Source organism: Candidatus Nitrosopumilus sp. bin_7KS, from assembly GCF_054095835.1.
Map to the genome: position 1 here is coordinate 12,397 of NZ_JBSWSO010000002.1, position 25,245 is coordinate 37,641.

Sequence of the window (25,245 nt, forward strand, 5' to 3'; positions counted from 1 at the left end):
ATAAAGTTGCTTAGCCAAATAAGGAAGACAATCCTTCCATGGCTGCTTCTTCGTTTTTAGGTTCTTCTTTCTTCTTTTCTTCTGCTGCCGGTGCTGCTGCGTCTGCTGCCGGTGCTGCGGCTGCAACTGCTACTGGGGCGGCTTTAACTGCCTCATCGATGTTAACATCGGCTAAGGCTGCAACTAGTGATTTAACTTGGGCTTCATTAACGTCAGCACCAGATGCTTTAACAACTGATGTGAGGTTTGCCTCGTTAACTTCTTTGTCTAGTTTGTGAAGAAGTAAAGCAGCGTAAACATATTCCATTGTATCGAGATTTTCTTAGGGCATAATATAAAACTATGGAGAAGTTACGCCTAGAAATTAGAAATCTAGTTGAGAATTTTCAGACTTCTACAAACAGCATATAGTGTTCTCTTTAGAGTTGGATCAGTCAAAGTTTCCATTCTATGCTTTAAGACTCGTTTTGCTTCATCTCTTTCAGAACCTTCTGGTAATGATAGAACAGTATTGATAAATTCAGGAATTGATTCTCGAATCCAACCATCAAGCATTGCATAGATTTTTGGAGGAAGAATATCGCATTTATCAACATCAAGATCTAACACTTCAGCATAATTCTCATGTTCAACTCTATACACCAAAGCCAAAACAACATTATCTGGAGTTGGATGTTCAAGAATTTCCCTTGAGCGTTCTCCAGTCTTTCCTTGAGTAATCTTATTTTTTAATCCAATCGCATTTACTAGTACACCATTAACTCCGACTTTACGTCCATCAACACCAGTAACTATTCCAAAAATAAAGTCATTAAATTCACCATTTTTTTTAATTGAGAAAATTGCAGTTCCTTCTTTCAGAGTAGGTTTCTTTCCAAACATGAATAGATTACATGGTATAGTGTATTTATTCCTGCCCAATCAGACTCAATTCCAGTACTCTACAGAAGGCAAGTAGAAAGAAAGACTAAAAAATTACAACCCATATGAATATAATTTATTTCTACAGTAACATCTTATAATATGAATAACTTGTCCAAATTGGATTCATAACAAAATGCAAAAGCAAAGATTGGAACGTTTTGACAAGATATGGCTTTCGTCTTTTATCATCACATTAGTTGTAATCACATCACTTTACATGGTAAATTATTTTTCAGTGATAGAGTTTTCAGTTTTTGATATAATCGCTCTGCTTCTATATACAATAATTCCAGGCGGTCTTGTAATCATAGTACTTTGGGCTGTAATCAAATCAGAGCAAATAAAAGAGATTCCAAAGAAATCACTTGTTTTTTTAGCACTGTCATTTGTAAGCTGGTTTGCAGCAGAACAAACTTGGAATTTTTATGAACAAGTTTTAGAAACAGATCCATTTCCATCTATTGCAGATGTGTTTTACATCAGTGCACCATTTTTCATGTTCATCGCACTGTTGATTTTTCTAAAACCATTAAAAAAACAAATATCAAAAAGAAATGTATTTTTTGCTAGTCTAATTTCAGCCATCACCTTAATCCCAACTGCCATCATTACATACAATTCAAACAGCAGTAACGAGTTAATCGATACTATAATTGGATTCATCTATCCAGTATCAGATGCACTAGTGCTCATACCAGTAATTATTACAATTTTATTTTTAATTCAAAAAAGAAGAAATCTATTTTGGATAATGATACTAGCAGGAGTTTCGATATTTGTTATTGCAGATACATTATTTTTATTCCTAACGTTGGCGGATGAATACACCACCCATCATTTGGTGGATGTATTATGGATCACAAGCTATATGATCTGGTTTTTTTCATTGCTGCGAAGTATTCACAATTCCAAAAATATTTCAGATAAAGAAGTATCCAATGTCAGTCACCGTGAACAGCAAAATGTAGTAAAAAATGGAATCACAATATTTTTGGTAGTCATTAACATTACAGTTGTAGCAGTATTACTCAGTATACGACATTTACAGACATCAGAAATGGAAATTAATTTTTTAAATTATTTTTCAATAATGTTAGTTATGTTGTTAATGATTTTTTCTACTGGGATTTTCCTGCTAAATAAAATATTGTACAGGAATCTAGTGAATAGAACAAAAGAATTAGAGCACCTGTCACAAGAAATGATCAAATCTGAAAGACTTTCTGCAATTGGTGAATTATCTGCACGTCTGGCACATGATCTAAGAAATCCATTGTCAGTAATGAAAATGTCAATAGAGTTGTTGAATCAAAAGGTGGGAGATTCCAAGAATTCGGACCCTTTACTAAATAGCAGATTGGACATTATGGATAAAAGTATAAACCGAATGGCACACCAAATTGAAAATGTTTTAGATTATGTAAGAAAATCACCATTGAAAACAAGTAACGTATCAATTCGCAAAATTATTCTTGACTCTATAGAAAAGATAGATGTTCCAAAGGAGATTAAAATCAAGATAGTTGAAAAGGATGTGCAAATTCAGTGTGATCCAATCAAACTTGATGCTGTATTTGTAAATATTATCATTAATTCAATTCAGGCAATTCCGGATGAGGGAATAATTGATATTAAAATTAATGAAGAAACAGACAAGATAATTTTAGAGTTTATTGATTCTGGGGAAGGCATCCTAGAAGATTCTCCGGATAAGGTGTTTGAGCCATTATATACAACCAAACAAAAAGGAACAGGTCTTGGTTTGTCAAGCTGTAAAAACATCATAGAACAGCATGGTGGAACTATTTCAGTATCTATTGACCCCACCACATTTACAATTATTCTGCCAAAACAGTTCAAATAATTATTTTCAATTAAAGAGGTCGATTTTAGAGAATTTGATCTGATTGGGAAATTCTATTTAGTGTGCCATTAATCGACAATTCTTAATATTGGAAAATAACAGCCTCAGCGTTGGATAAAAAAGAGATTCTAAAAGAATTTTCAGCAGATCCTGAGAAATACTATAATGTCAAATTATTCCAAGAACAAGGATTTACCAGAAAATCGTGCACAAAATGTGGCAGATTCTTTTGGACTCTAAATGCTGATAGAAATTTGTGTCCAGATGATGGATTGGATACATATTCGTTCATTGGCGAGCCTCCAACTAGTAAGAGATTTGATTATACACAAGCTTGGAAACAAGTTGAGGAATTTTTTGTAAAAAATAATCACACATCAGTATCCAGATACCCTGTTGTTTGTAGATGGCGAGATGATTTGTTTTTTACAATTGCATCAGTTGTTGATTTTCAAAGAGTGATGGGAAGTAAAGTTGTTTTTGAATTTCCTGCAAATCCACTAGTGGTTCCACAAACATGTTTGCGTTTCAAAGATTTAGAAAATGTAGGAGTTACCGGCAGACATTTCTCTAGTTTCTGTATGATAGGACAACACAGTGTTCCTGATTTAGGAGGATACTGGAAAGATGAATGCGTTGATTTAGATTTTAGATTATTGACTAATCAGTTTGGAATTAAAAAAGAAGAAGTCGTTTTTGTAGAGGATGTATGGGCAGGTGGAGGTTCCTTTGGTCCGTCACTGGAATACTTTGTTCGAGGATTGGAGCTTGGTAATGCAGTATTTACTGAATTCCAAGGAGAACTAGGAAATCACACTACACTTGACCAGAGAGTTATAGACATGGGTGCAGGTTTGGAGAGATTTGCATGGATTACAATGGGAACTCCAACAGCATACGACTGTTGTTTTGGTCCAATTAATGGGAAATTATTTGAAAAGATTGGAATTGATTCAGACTCTGAAGTTTTGAAAAAATACTTTACAGAAATTGCAAAAGAGATTGATCATTATGATGACTTGAATCAAGTTAGACGCATTGCAGTAAAAAATGCAGGAATTACAGATACTCAGCTAAACAACACAATAACACCGCTTGAAGGAGTGTATCAAATTGCAGATCATTTGAGGACACTAATCTTTGCAATTTCAGATGGTGCATTACCAAGTAATGTCGGTGGTGGATATAATCTCAGAATGATGTTAAGACGAATCAATGGAACAATTACCAGATTGAATTTAAAACTAGACATTGATGATTTGATTGATACTCACATTGACTATCTCAAAGATACCTATCCTGAGCTTGATGAGAAAAGAGAAGATGTCAAGACAATACTCAAGCTAGAATCTGCAAGATATGAGGACTCCAAAGTTCACATGAAGAAAAAGGCAGAAAAGATTCGTGAGAAAGGTGTGCCAACAGTCGATGAATTGATCACTCTATACGAATCAGATGGAATTACGCCTGAATATCTCAAAGAAGTCGATGCTATATCAGAGATTCCATCGCAATTTTATTCAAAACTATCTGATTTGCACCAATCTGAAAAGAAAAAAGCAATCACAGAACTTCCACTAGAAGAGTTACCTGAAACTGAGACTCTATTTTACAAAGATGACCCAATGGAGTTTGATGCCAAAGTAATCAAAGTATTTGATGATCAAGTGGTATTAGATAGAACTTCATTTTATGCAAGAGGTGGAGGACAAGAACCAGATTTAGGCAGTATAGCAGGATTCAAAGTTGTAAACGTGGATAAACATGCAAACATTATCGTTCACAAGCTAGAAGGTGGCGTACCAAAGGAGGGGGAAACTGTACAGTGTAAAGTAGATGAGATACGTCGTGCAAACATAACCAAAAACCATACCAGTACCCACATCATTAACGCATCATCGAGAGGAGTTTTGGGTTCATGGATTTGGCAGCACTCTGCATTCAAAGACGATGATCACGCAAGATTAGACATTACACACCATTCCTCATTAACTGATGAGCAAGTAAAACAGATTGAAGATGCAGCAAACCAAATGGTGAAAGAGAACTATCCAGTGAACATTGATTATTACGATAGAGGAACTGCAGAGCAAAAATATGGATTTAGAATTTATCAGGGAGGTGTAGTTCCAGTAAAGTCAGTTAGAATTGTATCAATTGAAGATAAAGATATCGAAGCTTGTGGTGGAACACATGTCAAAAAAACTGGGGACATAGAACTAATTAAAATTACAAAGACTAAACGAATTCAAGACGGCGTAGTTCGAATAGAGTTTGTTTCAGGTCCAACTGCATTCCAATATGTAAAAGACCAAGAAGAAGAATCAAAAAAACAAGATGCTGAAAACATTGCAAAAGAAAAACTAGAGAAACAAAGAGAAGAAAATAAAGAAAAAGCAAGAGAGCAGATTCCAATACTACTAGAGAAGATTATTTCTGGAGAATCAGTAGAGTCTGATGGAATTAGTACAAAGGGGAAGTTGTGTTTTACATCCAGTGAAAATTATGATGATTATTTTTATCAAAACTTTGGCAAGAAGCTAGTTGCAAAAGATGATGCTGCTGCATTTTGTGGGATTTTCGAAGCTGGTCCAACAGTGCGAGTAATGGTGTTTGCAGGAGAGCAATCAGGCGTGAATTCAGGTGAGATTGCCAAGGAGATAGCCTCAATTTTAGGAGGTTCTGGTGGTGGTGATGCTAAATTTGCTCAAGGCGGAGGAAAGGACACATCTAAAAAAGAGCAGGCAATAGCCAAAGCAAAATCAATGATTTTAGGATAATACTATGATAAACTGGAATGAAATAGAAACTAAATGGCGAAACAAGTGGGCAGAATCAAAAGACTTTGAGACAAACCCAAATGATAAACCAAAAAAATTCATTACAGTTGCATATCCGTATCCAAACTCCCCGCAACACATTGGACATGGCAGAACATACACACTAGCTGATGTTCATGCAAGATTTTATCGAATGCAAGGATATAACGTATTATTCCCAATGGGATTCCATTATACTGGCACTCCCGTACTTGGTATGGCCAAAAGAATTGAAAAAGGTGAGAAAGAAATTCTTGATGGATTACGAAATGTATATCATGTTCCTGAAGAGGCAATCAAAACATTTGTTGAACCAATAAAGATTGCAGATTATTTCCATGAAGAGATAAAATCTGGAATGATCGAGATGGGTTATTCAATTGATTGGAGACGAGAGTTTACCACTATCGTTCCAGGTTATCAGAAATTTATCGAATGGCAAATTACAATACTCAAAGAAAGAGGTAGAATCATTCAAGGTAGTCATCCAGTTGGATGGTGTCCTAAAGACCAAAACCCAGTATCCCAACATGATACAATGGGGGACGTTGAACCAAAAATTGATGAGAAGAATTTCTTGATAAAATTCAAGATAGATGAATTTATTTTCCCAGTAACAACACTACGACCTGAAACAATTTTTGGAATTACAAATTTGTGGGTCAATCCAAATACTGTTTACAAAAAGGTAGCAGTTGATGATGAAACCTGGATTATTTCTGAAGAGTGTGCACACAAAATAGAATTCTTTGAAAAGCAAGTAAAAATTATTGGAGATATTCCAGGTAGTGAAATTATTGGAAAATATGCAACTAACCATGATGGACGAGAGATTCCAATATTGCCTGCAGACTTTGTAGAGCCTGGTATGGGAACTGGACTAGTAATGTCAGTTCCCGCACATGCCCCTAAAGATTATCAAGCATTGATGGATTTGAAAGGTAAAAATCACGAATTAGCGACTAAAATCGAGCCTATCCCCATCATAGTCACAGAAGGATATGGAGAATTTCCTGCAAAACAGATTTGTGAGAAATTAGGAGTTTCTGACCAAACAGATTCCAAGCTAGAAGAGGCTACAAAAGAATTGTACCTCAAAGAGTTTACTGATGGAAAATTAAATGAAAAATGTTTACAATTCAATAATGAAAAGGTTCAGTTTGGACGAGATAAAATCAGAGCATGGCTGCAAGAGAATAATACACTAGAGAAATTTCCAGTGCTTGAAAATTCTCCAGTACATTGTAGATGTGGAGCTGAATGTGTTGTAAAAATATTGAACAACCAATGGTTTCTCAATTACGGAGATGAAGAATGGAAAGAACTTGCACGCAATTGTTTTGATGAGATGAACATTCTACCTAGTAACATTAGAACAGAGTTCAAAGAAGTGATAGAGTGGTTGCACGAGCGAGCTTGCGCAAGACAGCAAGGGTTAGGAACTAAACTTCCATGGGATAAAGACTGGATTGTAGAGTCATTGTCTGATAGTGTAATTTACATGGCATACTATACCATTTCACGATTTGTAAATGATGGAACAGTATCTCCCGAGAATTTAACACGAGAGTTCTTTGATTATGTTTTGTTAGATAAGGGAGATGTCGCACTAGCTGCTAGCACATCAAAACTTTCTGAGGATATTATTGGTACGATGAAAAAAGAATTCCAATATTTTTATCCAGTTGATTCACGACATTCAGGACGAGATTTGGTACAAAACCATCTGTCATTTTTTGTCCTCAATCACGTTGCAATCTTTGAGAAGAAATTATGGCCACAAGAAATTGTAGTTAATGGAAGTGTAATGATGGATGGAGCTAAAATGTCAAAGAGTATGGGAAATATCATTCCATTACGTACTGCAATCAGAGACCATGGTGCAGATCCAATTAGATTGGCTATCATTTCATCAGCTGAATTGTTACAGGATGCTGATTTTAACATGGAATCAGTATACGGGATTCAGAATAAGCTAGAATCACTCTTAGAGGAATGCTCTAGGCTCAAAAACGAGCCTATTTCAGAATTACAAGCTGAAGATAGATGGATTTTATCTAAATTACAGAGTATGATTGGCACAGTTACAGAATCTCTTGAAAAAATGAGATTAAGGGAAGGATTGCATGAGATTTTATTTTCATTTGAATCAGATTTGAGCTGGTACAACAAACGAGTTGAAGCTAAAGGTAGAGAAGATGTTTCAGGAATTCTGTATAAAATAAATTCTGCACGAGTTGCAATGTTGTCTCCATTTGCACCACATATAGCTGAGGAAATGTGGGAAAAGATTGGAAATAATACCCAGGTATCAAAATCAGATTGGCCTGTACATTCTAAAGATGAAATTAATGCAACATCAATTCAATCAGAGAATTTATTAAAATCAACCATAGATGATATTGCAAATATTCTCAAAGTTACAAAAATTACTCCAAAGAAAATTGTACTCTATGTAAATTCTGATTCTATGAAATCTAAAGTGTATAGAAAGATACTAGGAATTATGGTAGGAGGACAAAACAACATGGGAGTTGTCATGAAAGAGTTAATTGCAGATCCTGAAACTACAGAGGCCAAAAAAATGCCAGACTATATCCAAAAAGTAATCAAAGATTTGCATTCAGAATCAGAAGAGATTAAACAAATGAAGCTTGAATCGGATTCATTTGATGAGAAAGAGTTCTTGTCATCTGAACTATCAAGTATTGGTAAAAAGGAATTTGGAGTTGACATTACAGTATATTCAGAATCAGATAGCAACATTTATGATCCAAAGGGTAAAGCAAGACATGCAAGGCCATTCAAGCCTGCAATTTTAATTGAATAGTAATCAAATACCCTTAAGAGAGTAAAAAATGAGTGAGAGTTTTTGTTCAGACTGTAAAGGAACATTTGAGCGCATTGATTTGTGGCCACATCCAGAAAATTCTGAGAAATTTATCTGCAGAAACTGTCAAAAAGTTCGCAGATTAAAAAAACAAAAATCATTTGAGAGTCATTTTAGAAGATTTCGAGAAAGACAAGACTATATCCCACAAGAAGATACATTTCAAACTAGTCAAAACAGAATTTCAGATGAAGAGTTTGATCAAATTATACAAGAGTTTGAGCAGGCACATTGGACAGATATATCGACTGAAGAATCAAACACACCAGCGATACATTGAATCTCTATTCAAAAGAGAGTTTTGGCAAAGAAATCACAACAAGGATAAAAAAAGTTATCAAAAGGACCTAGTCTTTGATGTAGATCTTGCGATACACTATAGTCTATTGGGGGTAACTGAAAATTCCACTGATGTAGAAATCAAAAATGCTTACAGACGTTTGGTCCTAAAATGGCATCCAGACAGAAACCAATACAAAGATTCTGAAGAACATTTCAAAGAAATTTCAGAAGCATATTCTGTTATTTCAAATCCGGAAAAGAAACTAGTCTATGACAGATATGGACATGCGGGAGTAAACCAAAGATATTCCACTCAAGATATTTTTCGCAGTAGCAATGATACAGGATTTGATGCTAATGATGTATGGGGATGGCGTAACAGAGGTGGTACTTTGTATTCTCAGGGCAAATACGATGAGGCAATCGAATGCTATGACAAAGCAATAGAAGTTGATCCTAATAGTACAGTAGTGTGGTACAACAAAGGATTAGCACTAAATTCTTTGGGCAAATACGAACAAGCTATAGCATGTTATAATAGAGTGATAGAAATTGATCCACAAGATTCTGATGCGTGGAACAACAAAGGATTGGCGTTGGATTCACTAAACAAAACAGAGGAGGCCAAAAAATGCTATGAGAAATCTAAAGAATTAGAATCATAGATAGACAAAAAATCTCAAACTTTACCTAAATTTAAAAAATGTAAACAAAACCGGCAAATTCGCCACTGCCTTTATCCCCTTTCATCCCCTTTGCAAGAAAATATTCTTCAATCTCTAGTCCATCTTTTTCACTAACAGACCAGTCTTTCCAGTACTGGACAGATTTACCATCATTGGCATGCTTGTCTTTTTTGGTTTTGGGTTTGTCAGTAATGCCTATGGTAGTTCCAGTGTAATCAGAATTTTTTGATTTACTCACTCTGTATTCAATTTCAGAAATAATATCAGACTTGTCCATACTAACAAAGGATTACATCTTTCACTTAAGAGGATTTAGAATCTAATCATCATCTGGATTGGTCTTTTCATCTTCAATGATTTTCTTTTTCTTCTTTTTCAAAAATGCAAATTTAAAAGCAAACACCATTGTCTAATGATTTGGATTTTAATTGACTTAAGCATATTCTAATTATTTCCCAAATCCAAATCTTTTGAATAGGCTTTTCTTCTCAGAAATACCAGAGTCCTCAGGATTTTCAAGCATTTCAACAAATTCCTCATAGTTTTTTGGAGATGTCCCTCTATCCATTACACTCACAGATTTTAGAGTTAGAGAGGCTACTCTTTGATTAACTGTATCTTCAATAAAATCAGATTCGGCATATTTCAAACTAGATAGATACATCACATCAACTTTGACATCTTTGTAATCTCTATGGATAATTTGACAAAGTTCGTTGAGATACATGGGTTTTTCTTTGTTCAAGTGTAGTGTTTGAATTATTTCAAATAGATTGATTCCGAGAATTTTAGGATGATTAACAGTCAACAAATGATGTTGTAATTTTGTCAATATAGGAATATTGATTCTCAAAAAATCTTAGAATCTTATCCCCACCACCAAAATCTTCCAGTTGTTTTGATCAGTGATTTGATACTTTCAATATTTTTAGGATTTAATTCAATTTCTTTATGTTCTGCTAAAACATGTTCTTTAACCATGGACATTAATTCCTCTTCATTATTTGTTGTTGATGATGCTGACCAACTACAATCTTTGCCTAAATCTTTGCAACTAATTGATTTAGTCATAGAGTGATTTTGATTTTATATGATATTAGTTAACCGAATTTTAAGATAAAAAAATCCCACTTTTTATTCATCTTCTGACTCTATGATTTTCTTATCTCTGAGTTTAATTTGGTCTACCAGCTGTTTTGCTATGGATTGAAACTGTTTGTCATCCTCTGAAATGACGCTTTTCTTTTTACTCACGGTAATTCGAGTTCTCTTTCCATGTCATCCTCAACCATAATCTTCTAAATTTTATTTGAACTTAAGGCTATTGTCTATTCCTCAAAAGAGTTTAGAATACTTTGATACTATTCTAATTCATGTCATAAATTCTATCTTCTTATCCATCAGAGTAGCAACATCGATGTTTTCACAAGTAGCGATGGCTTTAGCTCTTCCTCCATCTTGCTTTACAATTAGAACTGATTGAATTTGTGTAAAAAGATAAAGCCATGCCTTTGATGGAAGGCGATTATAACTGATAGTTCTTTCAGGTAAGACAATCTTTAGGTGGAATCTTGTTTTACTTTGATCGTCATGAAAAACGGTATCAATATGTGCCAATACCTTTGGCATAGCCTCTTGATGTTTCAGAATTAATTCAATTCTTTGAGGATCAGTTTCTTCAATAGTTGGAATATCTATAGTTGTACGAGTAATGCCAAAAGCATTGAAATTATTATCTGGATATTCAGTCATTTGTTCAATATGAAATTATTTGTACTAGTATTTCACAATTAATCTATGAACGGGAAAAATACACATGATTGAATTGAAAGGAGATTTACTAGGTGAATGTGGCGATTGTGGGGAACACATCACGTATTCTAAAAAGAGTTTTGAATCTCATGCAGTATATTTGAAAAAACATCGGTGTCCACAGTGTGGGAATTTTGCATTGAAAGCAAGAGTTTAGTATTTACTTTGAATTTCATCAAATGGTTGAAAATGTGTAAATTGTAATTCCTGCAAGCATCATTACACTAGCAATTATTGCCTTTTTGTCATTTCGAGGTAGAGTCAATGCGATTTAGAATATGCCATGGACTTAAGCGTATTGTATATGCAAACTAGCAATCACATTCATCAATAGATTCAGAATTTTCACTTTCTGCAATGATTCCCAAATGCCTCAAGATCACTTTATCAGTCATTTTACTAACAGCTGTTTTGAAATTATGAATATGAACTAGAGTATGTAAAATGATTACACGCAAGATACACAAATTTTTGAGGTTTTATTTAATTTTTAGATGTGGACTTGACAGGTAAGTAGTACCCATCTAGCCCACAAAAAACTATACTTGTAATGTGATAAAAATCAATGTAGGAATTTAAAATCTAGTCATCAAACTCATAAAACACCCAGGACAAACCGCGCATCTCTTCCCATGAATTCTCGTCCATGAACATTACATATGAAATAGCAATAAAACAAACACGAATCATTACTACGAAAGATCTTTAAAGCAAAAACCAAACTTTCATCATGCTCGATTTTAGAAAATATCTAAACTGTCCAGATTGTAAAAACTCCCCACCCTACTGCATCACCCATAAAAAAGAAGTAAAGGCAATACTTGCAGAAGAATAACTAGCAATTGCAGTCCCGGAAAAAATACGGGCAGTAATCATGAACTGATCCATTGATCAACCCCATCGACTCTTTCACTCGATGGTACTTTGATGGATTACTGCCTTGATCATACTAGTCATAATTAAATAAAAAGGACTCTACAGCAAATATGAAAATCTGTTTGATTTTTCTATTATTTTTTGACATTATAATTTATTTTCAACTCTTTGTTTTTCTGATCATTTCTATAGGAAAACCAAACAAATGTTTAGAATTAACAGGACTGCATTCTTGTATTAGTTTCACGTAGTTGTATTATGGTATACTCTAACGCATTATACTTTGCATCACAATTTGACAAGTTGACTGAAGAAGTACTATCGACTTTTAATGAAAAACAAAAATCGCAAAAAAATATCAATCTAGAAAAAATCCCATTTGTAAAAACATTACTTGCACTACGTGGAAAGGAGACTGAAACTTGACTAGAACATTTAGAAGAAGAGATACAAAATATCCAACAAGGGATGGGAATAGTAATCCTGTTTGTAGAGATCCCCACTGCAAAGATTGCAACTAGATGAGTTTTTCAAAAAACTCTAAATTGTTAATTTTTGTAGGCATATTGGTAGCAATAGGAGTGCTAGTTTTATTTTTGAAATAGTCACAGTTTATGAAAGTTTTAATCAACGATATTCTCAGATTAAACATGACTGATCTTAAAACATATGAAAAAATAAATGAAGACATTAGATTTACAGAAGAAGAAACAATAGAACTGCTAAAACTAACAGAGAAGGAAATTCTAGTTCTCATATTATCTGAATTAAAAAAGATAACTGCAAATACTGAAAAATAACTTAGAGGAAATTTCTATTTCTCTTTCTTTAAAAGTTCTATAACTTCGGTGTTACTCTTAATCCAGGTTTTCAAATACGCATAAAACAAGTTCTCCAAGTCATCAACTAGTCCTTCAAGTTTGGGGTCAGCGCGAATATCAGCTAGTTGCTCATCTAAATTCTCTAAAATTACCTTTAATCCCTGGTTAGATACCTCTAGCTTTTTGATGGCCTCATCTACACCCATGAAAAGTACTAGGTAATCATAGATAATAAATTATGATCATTTCAAAATATTACATCATTTCAAAAGTGGTTCTCAAAGAACACTTCATTCACAGGTAACTGACCACCACGTGGTGCTGCATCCTCAGCACGTTTACCAACTACTACCATCATGACTATCATGTGGTTTTCAGGTAATTGAATAATCTCGGCCAACTCATCATACTCAAAGCCCACCATAGGACAAGAATCAAGTCCCATCTGTCTTGCTGCAAGCATAATGGTCTGTGCTGCAAATCCACAAGAGCGCATTGCCTCATCACGACGATTCTCAGGATGATCTTTATACTTTCGAGCTAGTGCATTTTTTACCATCTCTTGTTTTTCTGGAGTATTATTTTTCCAGTAACGTAGTGGTTCTTCTTTCCATGCATCAAGATTTCCACAAAGAACAATCACTAGGGAGCCATCTTTTGGCTGAGCTTGGTCTCGTGCAGCTTTTGATATTTTCTCCTTTACTGATTGATCAGTAACGTAGACGAATCTCCAGTTTTGTTGATTGTAACTAGTTGGAGATAGTATTGTCAACTCTTGTAATAGTTTGACATCATCAAGAGACATTTTGTGTGAACTATCAAATTTCTTTATAGCTCGGCGAGTCTTTATCGCATCAAAAGTGTCCATAGAATAAATAGAAATTTTTCCCAAATTTAATTGAAATGAAAAGGTAATTGAGCTTAAGATCAGTATCCAAAAGATACTGATGACAGCTCACCACTTAAGATCAGAAACTAGTGTCTCTGATGACAGCGACTTGTCTTAAGGTCTGAAACGATTGTACTCAGACGAGCGACTCACCTTTTCTGAATGTATTATGAGAATTTCTTATTTAACCCGCACTATCTTTTGATACTATTGGGGTTTGAATCAAAACAAATTCCGATAGTCTATTTATTACACCTCTAGTTCATTGAAATCATCTTGAAGATAGCAGTAATGGGAATGGGTGTAGCAGGCTCTTATCTTATGGCCAGACTAAAGGACTCTAACCACGAAGTTGTCGGATATGAAAGAATGGTTGAAGAAAAACATGATTCCATTTGCGCATGGGGTACGATAAAACCAACTTTATCAGAATTTTGCAAAAAAACAGGTAGGAATTTTGATGATTTTCTAATCCATGATGGCAAAAAAATGCATGTCAAAATGAATGACGATGTCAAGTTCGATATCGGCCTCAAAGGTCTATGCACGTATAACAAACTAGCACTAATCAAAGATTTCATTAAAGATTCTAAAATTATCTACGGTCCACCACCAAGTGTTGAAGAGTTGGAAAAAGAGTACGACATGATAGTTGACTGTACAGGATTCCACAGGGTTTACTTGCCAAAATTAAAACAAGATTTCTTCTTACCAACATATGAATACAAAGTAGAATATCCGGACAAGGTCCCATATGATGACTTTTACATTGAACCATTTCCTGGAATGTCAGGTTACTTTTGGTATTTCCCACTAGGGGAGAGATGGGCACACATTGGAGCAGGTGATTACAATAAACAACACATGAAGGCAACTGATGATTTTCTAAAAAAGCACGGTGGTAAGGTTCTCCAAACAAAGGGCCGTCCAATCAGACTTGCAACACCAGATAGATGCAAGCCATACTATTCAGGTAAAGTAGTTGGAGTTGGGGAATCAATTGGAACAGTGTACGCATTGTTAGGTGAGGGAATTATTCCATCAATGCAATGTGTTGATATATTTTTAGAGAACATGAATGATTTTAAAGCATATGAGAAAGCAGTAGAGAAACATTTCAAGGTGTACGCTAAAGTGTTTAATTTTGTGCATGCAAAGATTCAGAAGAACTTTAGTTTCCTCAAAGCGCTGCCAGATTTTATTTCAATATTCCTTTACATGAAAAAGAACGAAGACAGATTTGGAATGAATATCAAGATTGCAGATTTGATGAAAGTTGCAAAAGCTTAACTAAAACTTACAGAACCAAACCCTTCCCGATTTGTTCTATTTGATGCCATGTTATAGTCATAGATTGTAGTAGAGTATGCTTTGAGTTCGTCTTTCATTTGGTCTAGATTTTCAGCCAAGTAAAATCCAGGACAATCACCGGTAAATTGGTACGTTGCATGAACTCGTGCCTTACCTTTCTCGTTTTCAAGCCAGCTTGCAAATGGATACAGATAGCAGACTCCTGGTCTGTCGGGATGCATGCTGCACCCTCCTTTATCATCCAAGAATCTACATGAGATATGAGTTCCATCCTCTTCTGCAGTCTCATCAGTTTTTCTTTTCAGATTAATTGTAGTCATTGTGGTCATTTGGCCAGCTGGACCTGGTTCCTGATACGTAACAGTAAGAGTCTCTTTTTTGATAAATTCTGAAGTGCTTTTGTATTTCAAACCCTTTCCAATGGTGATTAAATCATCAGAGGTTAGCGGTAGTCTTCCCTGTCTATCACAGCAGTTGTGACAATCAGGCCAGAAACATTTCCACAAGATGTATTTTTTTTCTGAATTCAAATATGGGACATGAAACACTACATCTTTTACTTTAATGGCATAGTCTGATACATCTGTAATTTTACCTAACACAAATTTTCTAATAACTGGATCAACATCCCAATCTTTTTCTAGTAAGTCAAGTGACTCTTCAATTTCCTTTTGAGACAATCAAGTTATAACATCTTTTGCAGATGTTATTAATGTTTGAGTGAAAAAGGAAAATATGCCTCAGCCACAGAAAATAGAAGATTGGCATGGAGTGAAATAATTTGGCCCTTAATTTTACAAATCAATGATGTAGCATTTTCATTAAAACAATTTCAAGAAAAACGAGAGAAAGTATGTATTGAAAAAAATATTTCAATTAACATTCCATCAAGGGGTCTAGTATCACTAATGCAAAAAGGAATTATCAGAAAAGAAGGGAAACTCTACTCCATTCATTACAGATTAATTCCATACATGCGACTAAGAGCAGATTGCAATTACGCAACTGCAATTCATGAAGTCAGACTAAAATAATTACAACAAATGAATATATTCTAAAACATCAAAATTTCTTCTAGTAGCCCGATAGTCTAGTGGTCAAGGATTCTGCCCTCTGGATCTCAAGAGTGGATAGGCGGGGACGGCAGTTCGAATCTGCCTCGGGCTACCTAAAAATTCTAAAATAAAGATACTATCTTGATGCTTGGGCGATACGTTCCAACTCATGTCTCTTCTTTACAGAAGGAGCATTGGAATCATTTGCTGCTGCAAGCATTAGTTGTTCTGCCATATGTTCCTCAATTGGTTTTGGATTTGAGAAAGTTGCCTCTTTTACAGCATCTGCGATAAACTTCAAAGCCAAATCAACTCGTCTGATTGGAGCAACATCAACTGATACGTGGTATGTAGTACCACCGTAAACAATTCTTGTAGTATCTTCAGTTGGAGCAGAATATTCTATTGCTCTAACTAGAACTTCTACAGGATTTTGTCCGGTTTTTAATGCAATAATATCAAAAGCTACTTTTACAGTATTGAGAAGTTTTGTTTTTTTACCAGTCATTCTACCAGTGTTCTTTGCATATTTCTTTCCAAAGTGCATAGATTTGTTGATTAATCTTTCAACAATGTTAACATCTGCTTTATTGAATCGCTTTAGTGCAGAACGGCCATAAGTGTAAGGAAGAATTTGTTTTCTCAAAGAGATAGCAGTCTTTAATCCAGGATCTTTAATCTCAATATCAGATAAATCCCATTTTCTAAATAATAGTAAATTTTTAGTTTGTGCCATTTCTATCTCCTTGGTTTCTCCTTCTTTCCAATTACTAATTCATGTAATGATGTACCGTTAACTTTAGAAACTTTGAATCTAACTCCAGGAATATCTCCCATTGCACCACCTTGTGTTGCACCCATTCCTTCAATTGTAACCTCATCGTGTTCATCAATGAAGTTCATTGCACCGTCTCTTGGCAAAAATGCAGTTACAGATTTACCATTTCTAATTAATTGAACTCTAACACATTTTCTAATAGCAGAGTTTGGCTGTTTTGCAGCAATACCTACTTTCTCTAAAACAATACCACGTCCTTGTGGTGCGCCTCCAAGAGGATCAGCCTTTTTATCAATACCTAATTTTCTTCTTTTGTAAGTGGAAATTGCCCATCGTTGTTTCTTCTTTTTAGATGTAAGAACTCTGCCAGCAAATAATCCAAGTGGTGATTTTCTCATCTTCTACATCTCCAAAGTTGCCCGTTCAGGACTATTAATCAATACACTGCTAATATCAAAATATCGTTTTGCAAGTAGTCTTGCCTTTTCAGCATTTCTACCGTCTCTTCCAACTACAATTCCTTTCTTTCTTGGATCTACCATAACTATTGCCTGTTTTGTTCCATCGGCTCGTTTATTTATTTTTACTTCAGAAACTAGTTTAGAATTAAGCAAACTAGACAAGAATTTAGCCGGATCTTCATCAAATTCGACCAATTCAACATTTCTCTTAACAATATTTTGTAATGATTTGATATGAATACCGCCTTTACCAATTGCCAGTCCCATTTTTCCAGTGTTAACTACAAAAATTACTCTGTCTTGTTTTTCATCTTCTATACAATCACGTGCTGTTGCACCAGTTACATTTTGGAAAAGCGACATCAATCGCATTTGATCAGTTGTGAGTTTAATTGATTGTGCCATAAGAATTCCTTTTTATCTCCGAACCCAAAAAGTCTCATTTAAACTTAGGTTAAAGAAATTACAATGATTCATTTTTTTCCTCAACTTGTGTGTCTTTTAAAATTGATTTGATGCTTGCATCGTCTATTGAAGTAAATGAAATTGTCGAGATTCTAAATTGTAAGCCACATAGTCTACCTAATGCGACTGATGTTCCTTGAAAGTTGACCAAAGGTATTTTTTCTTTTTTTGCATCTAATTCAATTTGCTCAACCATTTCTTTTTTTATTGATTGAGACAACACAATAAGTTTCGAATTTTTTATAGAGCTTAAAACTTGCTTTGTGCCCATTGTTAATTTATCTTCTTTACGAGCATCCCGTAATGATTTCTCAAGTATCTTACTCATGTTTTACCTTATGACGATCGTCTTGACAGGGCTTTATAGGTTTATTGAAAAATTAAGCGTAGGGTATAAGAGAATTAGTTTAGAAAACCAAAGAGAGACCCCAAAGTAGAAAATGCAATACCCATTTCATCAAAGAAATTAGGTGATGTTTGCTTTTCAGACTCGCTCATCAAGATAGTGTTGGATGATGAATTTTCATCAGAATTATTTTCATCATGGAAACTATCAACAGTTTCAGATGAAACTATATTTGCAGCTAAAGCAATTTGGAGATTTTTCTGAGCTGTATAATAATTTGGATTCTGTTTTAAAACTTCAATATACAAAAGAATTGCATCATCTAAATTTCCCATATTAGCAAGAGCATTTGCCTTATTGTTTTTTGCAGGGAGAAAACTAGGGTCGAGTTTAATGGCATGATCGTAAAATATCAAAGCCTCAGAATAATAGCCTAATTTACCCAAGGTTGAGCCCTTATTGACAATGATTTCAACGTCATTTGGGTTGTTGATTAAAGATTCATTGAAAAAATCCAATGAACTATCAAAATTACATAATCGATACAATGCAGGTCCCATTCCATCATAGTATGAAATTGTGTCATCGTAAGTGCTAGAATCACATTCTAATTTAATTTCATTAAGTAATTTTCCTAATTCAATATCTTCTACTGTAAGATTATTTTCTTTGTGAATTTTTGTTTCTTTATTTGGTTTATCATTTGTTTTTTTAATCGGTTTACTTTCTAAAACAGTATTTGTAATTTCTTTATTATTTTTTTCAGGTTTCGGAGTTGGTGCAGGGTTAACTATAGGGATAGATGGTTGTTCATAAGAATTGTTTTCTTCTGTTGAATCAGTTTCGGGTGTTGTGTCATCTGTAGTGTCAATTGTTGTATCAGTTTCAATTGTAGTGTCAGTAGTAGAATCAGTTTCAGGTGTTGTGTCATCTATTTGATTATCAGAAAAAGTTTCTTCAGTTTCTGGCAGTACACCATAGTAATCAAAATAAGATGTTACTTCAGAATTGGCATAATGTGCTTTGACAGAGTATGTTCCATCAACTCTGAAATTTACCCCATCCTTTGCAAGAAAGCTTGTACTAAATTCCATATTCGAATCAATGGAACCAAAATAAAATCCAGCAGGCATTCCAAATGGATCATAGATTCCAATTAGTGCAGTTGGAGAATCAATGGATGATACAAGACCAACAATTTCAATAATTTCGTTGTCAGTGTATTGATTTTTTTCTGTGTATAGTAGAATAATTTCAGGTTCTTCTTCTAGGATAATTTCAGGAATAGACAATTCCCCATCCATTAGAAAATAATGATTCTCAGAAAGTTGGCCATAATCTAATTTTACCAAATATTCACCAGATTTGTCATAAAAAGGAGAATCAAGGCTAATTGTTTTAGAAAAGGTATTCGCAGGAGATATTTCTAAATTATTTGCAGATAAGACCTTCCCATCAGGATCATAAATGCTCATGGCAATTACTGGCATTCCAACTTCTAAAATTTCACCAGATATAGTTAGAGAATCACCTAGTTCGTAAAGTGGTTTATCAAAGTCTACAATAATTGAATCTGCAAATACATCAAGGATAACCACAGGAGAAAATATGGCTAACACTAAGGTTATTCCTAAAACATATCCTAACACAACAAAAAAAACGTATTTTTCTATTTAACACTCACGTAGAAATTCTACTTTTCATTTTACAGTTATCAAAGTAGACATTGTTGGAGAAAGAGCAGTGGATTCACTAATTGAATTCCAAACAAATGTTTCAATTTCATATGTACCAGATTCATTTGGAATCCAAGATTGAGAAACATCTAGTATTTGCTGAGATGAAATTTCACCTTGAATCCATGACAAAGACTCTACAAAGTTTTTGTCATTTTTTATCTGAAAAAAATACACAAATTTTTGTTTCAAATCATGATCATTTGAAATGGTTCCAACTATTTGTAATTGGGAATTTTCAGTAAAGGATTGGATTGGGTTTCCTAGTCCATCAGAAAAAGTGATGGCAGAATTTTGGATTCTTTCAATTGATGGAATAGAGGAATCAACTTTTGCAATAGTTTTGATCTCCAAATTGTCATTTATTGAATAGGGTTTTGGTAAGGTATGGTCATCGTATTTTGCAAATATTTCATCTCCTGCTACAGCATAAAGCCTGTTTCCACTCGAAGGTGAGTTTTGAGATAGCGGAATTGTTGCCACAAACATTCCAGAACTCTCAGATGTTTCAACAGCATTTACTGTAATACCTGCAACATCAGAGTCTGAAAATATCTGAATTGGTAAATTATCCAAGGCCTCAGGATTCAGATTCATATCTAAATCAACTACCCTAACCACTACAGTATCTTTTAGAAAGAAAACATCCTGCACGAAATTAATTGTGCCAATATTCCACCTTACAGGAACGGATTCAACTAGTACTACCCCATCTGCAAATTCAAAAGAAATAGTAATTGCCGAATCCCTATCAACTTCTAAAAATCCACTAGTAGGACCATTCCCAGATGTTCTCGGAGTTGTGTCAAAATTTCCATCACCATCAGCGTCATGAGCAAAGCCAGTAAGAATTACTTCTGCAGTAAAAATTCCAGAGTTCACATCTGTTTCAGTGAATCGATATGGTTCAAGTGAATTCTCAGAAGTTGTAATTTTAATTGAATGATCATCAGTGCCACCAATTGAGTCAATCAAATATCTATCAGAATTCCAGCTAGGAGAGATAATTGTTATTTTTATTTTATCAGTCCATGAATAAACAGGCTTGTCAGTAAAAATTGGAGAATATGGATTATTGTAATCAGGGGTAGATTCTCCAAATGCAGGAAACAAAAACAGTGTCAGTAAAAGAAATTCAAACATGATAAAAATTTGTAATTATTGAATTTATTGTTTGATGAATAATTTTCTAATTGTCTTCTTCAGGCAATGAAACTGCCAAGATATTATCTCCTCGGAGTAAGATTTTTCCAAGTTTTACATGTTTTTCTTCTGTAACATCTTCAGCATCTTCTAATGTGAGATTCATGTGAATATCAAAGTCTTGTAAAAGCCCCTGAATAGTTTGAGTGTTTCTCAATCGAAGTAAAACGACTTTACCTTTACTGTTACTCATTAATGTAGAAATTTCATCAGCCATAATTATTACTCAGTTTTCTTGTTTTTCTTACTTACTTGCATGTACAAGTCAACAGTACCACTTCCAATTGGAATGTTACTTCCAACAATAACGTTTTCAGTAATACCTTTGAGTTGTTCAACTTCACCTTGTAATGCAGCATGTGCAATTGTTGGGACTGTAATTTCGAATGCAGCTCTTGCAAGAACACTATCTTTAGTACCTGCAATTCCATGTCTACCAATTTGTTGCATGTAACCTCTAGAACACATCAAGTCAGATACCAACATGATGTATCTATTATCAACTTCCAATCCTTGGTCACCCAAAGTATGGTTGAGTTCATTGATTAATGAATTTCTAGCAGCCTCAATTCCCAAGGTTCCTGCAATTTCAAAGACATTATTTGTCCTAACATTTCTTTTGTCAATTCCTTTTACTGCAAGTACTTTGGCAATGTTTGAACCAGTTGTTTGAATAATCCATTCATCATTCTTTTGAACAAGTGTAACTCGTTCAACATCTGGAACTCCTTTAACAATAGTTTTGAGAACTTTATTTCTAATTGCAATTGCAGATGCAGTATCTGCCTCATCAACCAAATTCAAAGTGATTAATTCACCTGTAACTTCCATTTTGAATTTCTTGTTAGATGAAAGTGCTGCTTCTACTTCAGCCATTGAACATCCTCTTTCTTTTAGTCTGTTAGGACTCATGATTAATTTGATATTTGTAGAGTAATCAGTTTCAGTATTAGCAATCAATGCACTGACGTTAGTTTGCAATACATTTCGTGCGACTTCTATTGCTTTTTCTCGAGAGTTCTTTGATTCCTTATCAAGATAGATATCCATAGTTGGAGTAACTGGTTTCTTTCTAGCATCAACTAATTCAATTAATCTTGGAAGACCCAAAGTTACGTTTCTTTCTTTAATTCCTGCAAAGTGGAATGTTCTCAAAGTCATCTGAGTACCAGGTTCACCAATGGATTGTGCTGTGACAATTCCTACTGCTTGACCAGGTTCAACTTGTGCTTTGTTGTATAGTGAAAGTCCTTTCTTACATACTGCTTCAACACCATCTTTACTCAAGTTAGATTTCTGTAAAGCATCAGTTACAAGTTGAGTTAATCTTGGATTGAATGTCTTTGTGTATTTTTTGGCCAATGTATCAATTTCGTCTTTGGTTGCTTTCTTTCCAGAATCAATAATGGTTTGAGATTCTGCCAATCTACTTGCATTAAATGCCTCACCATGATCACTTTTCTGCACATCAATTCCATCTTCACCATAAAGGAATTGGACAATGTGGCCGTGTGGGTCTCTTACGGTTCCATCATATTCTAATCTAATGTGTTCTAAAGCGTTAATCAATCTACGCTGCATGTAACCACTTTGTTGGGTTCTAACTGCAGTATCTACTAATCCTTCACGTCCACCCATTGCGTGGAAGAAGAATTCTAAAGCGGTAAGACCTGTTCTGTAATTTGATTTTACAAATCCATGTGCATCAGGATTACTATCATTTTCTAAATAATGTGTTAATGCACGATTACTATAACCAAAACTCATTCTGTTTCCTCTTCTTGATTGTTGGCCTAATGCACCTGCCATCTGACCTACGTTAAGTGCTGAACCTCTGGCACCAGTTGTGGCCATGATTTTTCCAGCGTTACTATCATCTAAAGAGTCATTTGCAGTAGCTCCTGCTTTCTCTCTTGCTTTACCTAACTCATTGACGATATATGCCTCTAAGGCTTCTTCTGCCTTCATACCTCTTGTTAGTTTTAGAGTTCCTTTTTCATATTGATCAGTTAGGTCAGCTACAGTATCATAGGTTTCTTTGATTTCATCTAGAATTTGTTGCACATTCTTTTCTGGCACTTCAAGATCACCATAACCATAACTGAATCCATAGTGTGTGATGAATTGTTTTACCATAATTAGAATAGAGTTTAAGAAAGTCTTACCTGCTGCATTTCCATAGTCTTTTGTAATTCTGTGTAAGACACTTTCAGGCTCTTCTGCACCAATTGATGTTTTGTCAATTACACCGCTGATTAATTCACCGTTTTTAATTACGACATCTTTTTCTGGACCTTTTGTTCCCTTTGACCATTTTGATGTAAGAACATAGTTGAAGTCTTTTGGAAGGAATAATGAGAATAGTTGTTTACCAGTATATGCAGGACCATCTTTTGTTTTGGTACCAGGTTTTGGAAGTGCACCAACATAACCACCAAGCATTGCATAGTTTGAAAATTCTTGAATTGATAATGTAGTATCGTCTTTAGTTAGAAGATATGCACCAGTTACAAAGTCTCTTAGTGCACCAATAATCGGACCACCATATCTTGGTGAAATTAATTGATCTTGAACTCTCATCAAAAGAATTGCTTCTGCTCTTGCTTCCTCACTTTGAGGTACGTGAAGGTTCATCTCATCACCATCAAAGTCTGCGTTGTATGGTGGACAAACAGATGGGTGTAATCTGAATGTTTTACCTGGAAGTACTCTCACATAGTGAGCCATAATTGACATCTGGTGGAGTGATGGCTGTCTGTTAAACATGACAATATCACCATCTGCAAGGTGTCTTTCAATCAAATATCCAATCTCAAGGGTTTCAGCAATAGTAGAGCGGTCTTCTACGAAATCTAATCTAATCTTTACACCGTCTGGTCTTACAATATAGTTTACACCAGGGAATTGTTCAGGTCCGTTAATTACTAATTTTCTCATTCTATCAATATTCCATTCAGTGACAATTTCAGGAATAGTTAGTTTCATTGCAACTTGTTCAGGAACTCCAACTTCAGACAAATCCAAGTTAGGATCTGGTGAAATTACAGTTCTACTAGAAAAGTCAACTCTCTTTCCAGATAATGATCCTCTAAATCTTCCCTCTTTTCCTTTTAGTCTTTGAGTTAAAGTTTTGAGTGGACGTCCAGAACGATGATGAGCTTGTGGAATTCCAGAGACCTCATTATCAAAGTATGTTGTAGAGTGATATTGTAACAGGTCAACTAAATCTTGAACAATTAACGGAGGAGTACCTGCTTCTTTACTCTCCTTTAGTCTTTGATTAACTCTGATGATATCAACCATTTTGTGTGTCAAGTCATCTTCAGAACGAATTCCAGTTTCAAGAATAATTGAAGGTCTAACAGTTACTGGAGGAACAGGTAACGCTTGAAGAATAAACCATTCTGGTCTTGCAGTGATTGGATCATAATTCAGTAATGTTAAATCTTCATCAAGAATTTGTGTAAATCTTTCTCTAATTGTAATTGGTAATAATCTGTGTTCGCCAATTTCAGTTTTTTCTACAAAGATTGTTGGTTTTGTAAATACTAGCTCGTATTGGGTTTTTCCACAATGAGGACACTCTTTTGCTTTCTTGGCTTTTTCAATAATTTGCTCCGGAATACGTTTTTGTGAAACTACAGTGTATGCTGCATGTTTATCTTTAATTTTCTGGAATGCATTTAGATCATCTTGAGGTACTTTGAGTCTTGCACAAGAACGACATGTTGATTGTAATAATTTGTAGATATTATCAATAAAGGCAATGTGTAAAATTGGTTCTGCAAGTTCAATGTGTCCAAAGTGTCCAGGACATCTTGCAGCAGTATTTCCACATGTAAGACATTTTTGTCCAGGCTCAAGTGTTCCTAATCGTCCATCCATTAGACCTCCTTGTACTGGCATTCCATCTTCATCATATGTTTCAGGAGCAGTGATTTCAGCTACTGAATATTTTCTAATTTCAGTTGGAGACCAAACTGAAAATCGAATTCCATCAATTGCTTTAATTGCTTGAACAGACATT

General features: G+C 34.7%; 28 protein-coding genes and 1 tRNA gene. 11 read left to right on the plus strand and 18 right to left on the minus strand.

Annotation, left to right across the window (positions count from 1 at the left end; all coding sequences use genetic code 11):
- Positions 1–10 precede the first annotated feature (10 nt).
- Positions 11–307, minus strand: coding sequence for a 50S ribosomal protein P1 (gene rpl12p / locus ACW9W4_RS00425; RefSeq protein WP_457760580.1), 297 nt, complete (start codon positions 305–307; stop codon positions 11–13).
- A gap of 65 nt (positions 308–372) precedes the next feature.
- Positions 373–882, minus strand: coding sequence for a hypothetical protein (locus ACW9W4_RS00430; protein ID WP_457760581.1), 510 nt, complete (start codon positions 880–882; stop codon positions 373–375).
- Positions 883–1,057: 175 nt separating this feature from the next.
- On the opposite strand from ACW9W4_RS00430, the gene ACW9W4_RS00435 reads away from it, so the two are divergent.
- From ACW9W4_RS00435 to ACW9W4_RS00455, 5 genes are all read left to right on the plus strand, one after another.
- Positions 1,058–2,788 (plus strand): sensor histidine kinase, encoded by a 1,731-nt coding sequence (locus tag ACW9W4_RS00435; RefSeq protein WP_457760582.1) that lies wholly within the window; start codon positions 1,058–1,060, stop codon positions 2,786–2,788.
- A gap of 110 nt (positions 2,789–2,898) precedes the next feature.
- Positions 2,899–5,568, plus strand: a complete 2,670-nt coding sequence (gene alaS / locus ACW9W4_RS00440; protein WP_457760583.1) for an alanine--tRNA ligase — start codon at positions 2,899–2,901, stop codon at positions 5,566–5,568.
- Between the two features lie 4 nt (positions 5,569–5,572).
- Positions 5,573–8,437 (plus strand): leucine--tRNA ligase, encoded by a 2,865-nt coding sequence (leuS, locus tag ACW9W4_RS00445; RefSeq protein WP_457760584.1) that lies wholly within the window; start codon positions 5,573–5,575, stop codon positions 8,435–8,437.
- Between the two features lie 28 nt (positions 8,438–8,465).
- Entirely contained in the window at positions 8,466–8,777 is a 312-nt protein-coding gene (locus tag ACW9W4_RS00450) for a hypothetical protein (protein WP_457760585.1), read from the plus strand.
- 106 nt (positions 8,778–8,883) lie between these two features.
- The gene (locus tag ACW9W4_RS00455) at positions 8,884–9,444 is read left to right on the plus strand and encodes a tetratricopeptide repeat protein (protein WP_457760586.1); all 561 of its coding nucleotides are present in this window, start codon (positions 8,884–8,886) and stop codon (positions 9,442–9,444) included.
- Positions 9,445–9,475: 31 nt separating this feature from the next.
- Here ACW9W4_RS00455 and ACW9W4_RS00460 read toward each other — a convergent pair whose 3' ends face one another.
- The 4 genes from ACW9W4_RS00460 to ACW9W4_RS00475 all read right to left on the minus strand — a co-directional run bounded on the left by ACW9W4_RS00460 (position 9,476) and on the right by ACW9W4_RS00475 (position 11,217).
- On the minus strand, positions 9,476–9,742 hold the full coding sequence (locus ACW9W4_RS00460) for a hypothetical protein (protein WP_457760587.1): 267 nt from the start codon (positions 9,740–9,742) through the stop codon (positions 9,476–9,478).
- Between the two features lie 171 nt (positions 9,743–9,913).
- On the minus strand, positions 9,914–10,297 hold the full coding sequence (locus ACW9W4_RS00465; RefSeq protein ID WP_457760588.1) for a hypothetical protein: 384 nt from the start codon (positions 10,295–10,297) through the stop codon (positions 9,914–9,916).
- 35 nt (positions 10,298–10,332) lie between these two features.
- On the minus strand, positions 10,333–10,536 hold the full coding sequence (locus tag ACW9W4_RS00470) for a DUF1059 domain-containing protein (RefSeq protein ID WP_457760589.1): 204 nt from the start codon (positions 10,534–10,536) through the stop codon (positions 10,333–10,335).
- Positions 10,537–10,836: 300 nt separating this feature from the next.
- Complete coding sequence (locus ACW9W4_RS00475) at positions 10,837–11,217, minus strand: hypothetical protein (protein WP_457760590.1); 381 nt, start codon at positions 11,215–11,217, stop codon at positions 10,837–10,839.
- A 64-nt stretch (positions 11,218–11,281) separates the two neighbouring features.
- On the opposite strand from ACW9W4_RS00475, the gene ACW9W4_RS00480 reads away from it, so the two are divergent.
- The gene (locus ACW9W4_RS00480; protein WP_457760591.1) at positions 11,282–11,434 is read left to right on the plus strand and encodes a hypothetical protein; all 153 of its coding nucleotides are present in this window, start codon (positions 11,282–11,284) and stop codon (positions 11,432–11,434) included.
- Positions 11,435–11,588: 154 nt separating this feature from the next.
- Here the strand turns inward: ACW9W4_RS00480 and ACW9W4_RS00485 are convergent, their stop codons facing one another.
- The gene (locus tag ACW9W4_RS00485; RefSeq protein ID WP_457760592.1) at positions 11,589–11,735 is read right to left on the minus strand and encodes a hypothetical protein; all 147 of its coding nucleotides are present in this window, start codon (positions 11,733–11,735) and stop codon (positions 11,589–11,591) included.
- Positions 11,736–12,411: 676 nt separating this feature from the next.
- On the opposite strand from ACW9W4_RS00485, the gene ACW9W4_RS00490 reads away from it, so the two are divergent.
- Both ACW9W4_RS00490 and ACW9W4_RS00495 read left to right on the plus strand, forming a co-directional pair.
- Complete coding sequence (locus ACW9W4_RS00490; RefSeq protein ID WP_457760593.1) at positions 12,412–12,579, plus strand: hypothetical protein; 168 nt, start codon at positions 12,412–12,414, stop codon at positions 12,577–12,579.
- 224 nt (positions 12,580–12,803) lie between these two features.
- Positions 12,804–12,953: a hypothetical protein gene (locus ACW9W4_RS00495; RefSeq protein ID WP_457760594.1), complete on the plus strand. Its 150-nt coding sequence runs from the start codon at positions 12,804–12,806 to the stop codon at positions 12,951–12,953.
- Between the two features lie 14 nt (positions 12,954–12,967).
- Here ACW9W4_RS00495 and ACW9W4_RS00500 read toward each other — a convergent pair whose 3' ends face one another.
- Together ACW9W4_RS00500 and ACW9W4_RS00505 are read right to left on the minus strand one after the other, a co-directional pair.
- On the minus strand, positions 12,968–13,180 hold the full coding sequence (locus ACW9W4_RS00500) for a hypothetical protein (RefSeq protein ID WP_457760595.1): 213 nt from the start codon (positions 13,178–13,180) through the stop codon (positions 12,968–12,970).
- 59 nt (positions 13,181–13,239) lie between these two features.
- On the minus strand, positions 13,240–13,842 hold the full coding sequence (locus ACW9W4_RS00505; protein WP_457760596.1) for a nitroreductase family protein: 603 nt from the start codon (positions 13,840–13,842) through the stop codon (positions 13,240–13,242).
- 297 nt (positions 13,843–14,139) lie between these two features.
- Between ACW9W4_RS00505 and ACW9W4_RS00510 the strand changes: the two genes are divergently transcribed.
- Complete coding sequence (locus ACW9W4_RS00510) at positions 14,140–15,153, plus strand: NAD(P)/FAD-dependent oxidoreductase (RefSeq protein WP_457760597.1); 1,014 nt, start codon at positions 14,140–14,142, stop codon at positions 15,151–15,153.
- Here ACW9W4_RS00510 and ACW9W4_RS00515 read toward each other — a convergent pair.
- Positions 15,150–15,854 (minus strand): YkgJ family cysteine cluster protein, encoded by a 705-nt coding sequence (locus ACW9W4_RS00515; RefSeq protein ID WP_457760598.1) that lies wholly within the window; start codon positions 15,852–15,854, stop codon positions 15,150–15,152. The two genes, ACW9W4_RS00510 and ACW9W4_RS00515, sit on opposite strands and share 4 nt — an antisense overlap.
- A 36-nt stretch (positions 15,855–15,890) precedes the next feature.
- Between ACW9W4_RS00515 and ACW9W4_RS00520 the strand changes: the two genes are divergently transcribed.
- Positions 15,891–16,208, plus strand: coding sequence for a hypothetical protein (locus ACW9W4_RS00520; protein ID WP_457760599.1), 318 nt, complete (start codon positions 15,891–15,893; stop codon positions 16,206–16,208).
- Positions 16,209–16,253: 45 nt separating this feature from the next.
- A tRNA-Gln gene (locus ACW9W4_RS00525) sits at positions 16,254–16,341 on the plus strand.
- 24 nt (positions 16,342–16,365) lie between these two features.
- Here the strand turns inward: ACW9W4_RS00525 and ACW9W4_RS00530 are convergent.
- The 8 genes from ACW9W4_RS00530 to ACW9W4_RS00565 all read right to left on the minus strand — a co-directional run bounded on the left by ACW9W4_RS00530 (position 16,366) and on the right by ACW9W4_RS00565 (position 25,244).
- On the minus strand, positions 16,366–16,965 hold the full coding sequence (locus ACW9W4_RS00530) for a 30S ribosomal protein S7 (protein ID WP_179363074.1): 600 nt from the start codon (positions 16,963–16,965) through the stop codon (positions 16,366–16,368).
- A 2-nt stretch (positions 16,966–16,967) separates the two neighbouring features.
- Entirely contained in the window at positions 16,968–17,405 is a 438-nt protein-coding gene (locus ACW9W4_RS00535; protein ID WP_457760600.1) for a 30S ribosomal protein S12, read from the minus strand.
- Positions 17,406–17,408: 3 nt separating this feature from the next.
- Positions 17,409–17,873: a NusA-like transcription termination signal-binding factor gene (locus ACW9W4_RS00540; protein ID WP_179363073.1), complete on the minus strand. Its 465-nt coding sequence runs from the start codon at positions 17,871–17,873 to the stop codon at positions 17,409–17,411.
- Between the two features lie 58 nt (positions 17,874–17,931).
- Positions 17,932–18,261 carry a ribosomal L7Ae/L30e/S12e/Gadd45 family protein gene (locus ACW9W4_RS00545; RefSeq protein WP_457760601.1) on the minus strand — a complete coding sequence of 110 codons (330 nt, stop codon included), beginning with the start codon at positions 18,259–18,261 and terminating at the stop codon, positions 17,932–17,934.
- A 74-nt stretch (positions 18,262–18,335) separates the two neighbouring features.
- Entirely contained in the window at positions 18,336–19,898 is a 1,563-nt protein-coding gene (locus ACW9W4_RS00550; protein ID WP_457760602.1) for a tetratricopeptide repeat protein, read from the minus strand.
- 81 nt (positions 19,899–19,979) lie between these two features.
- Positions 19,980–21,158 carry a hypothetical protein gene (locus ACW9W4_RS00555; RefSeq protein ID WP_457760603.1) on the minus strand — a complete coding sequence of 393 codons (1,179 nt, stop codon included), beginning with the start codon at positions 21,156–21,158 and terminating at the stop codon, positions 19,980–19,982.
- Positions 21,159–21,204: 46 nt separating this feature from the next.
- Positions 21,205–21,435 carry an LSM domain-containing protein gene (locus ACW9W4_RS00560; protein ID WP_457760604.1) on the minus strand — a complete coding sequence of 77 codons (231 nt, stop codon included), beginning with the start codon at positions 21,433–21,435 and terminating at the stop codon, positions 21,205–21,207.
- Between the two features lie 5 nt (positions 21,436–21,440).
- Positions 21,441–25,244: a DNA-directed RNA polymerase subunit A' gene (locus ACW9W4_RS00565; RefSeq protein WP_457760605.1), complete on the minus strand. Its 3,804-nt coding sequence runs from the start codon at positions 25,242–25,244 to the stop codon at positions 21,441–21,443.
- Position 25,245: the final 1 nt, after the last annotated feature.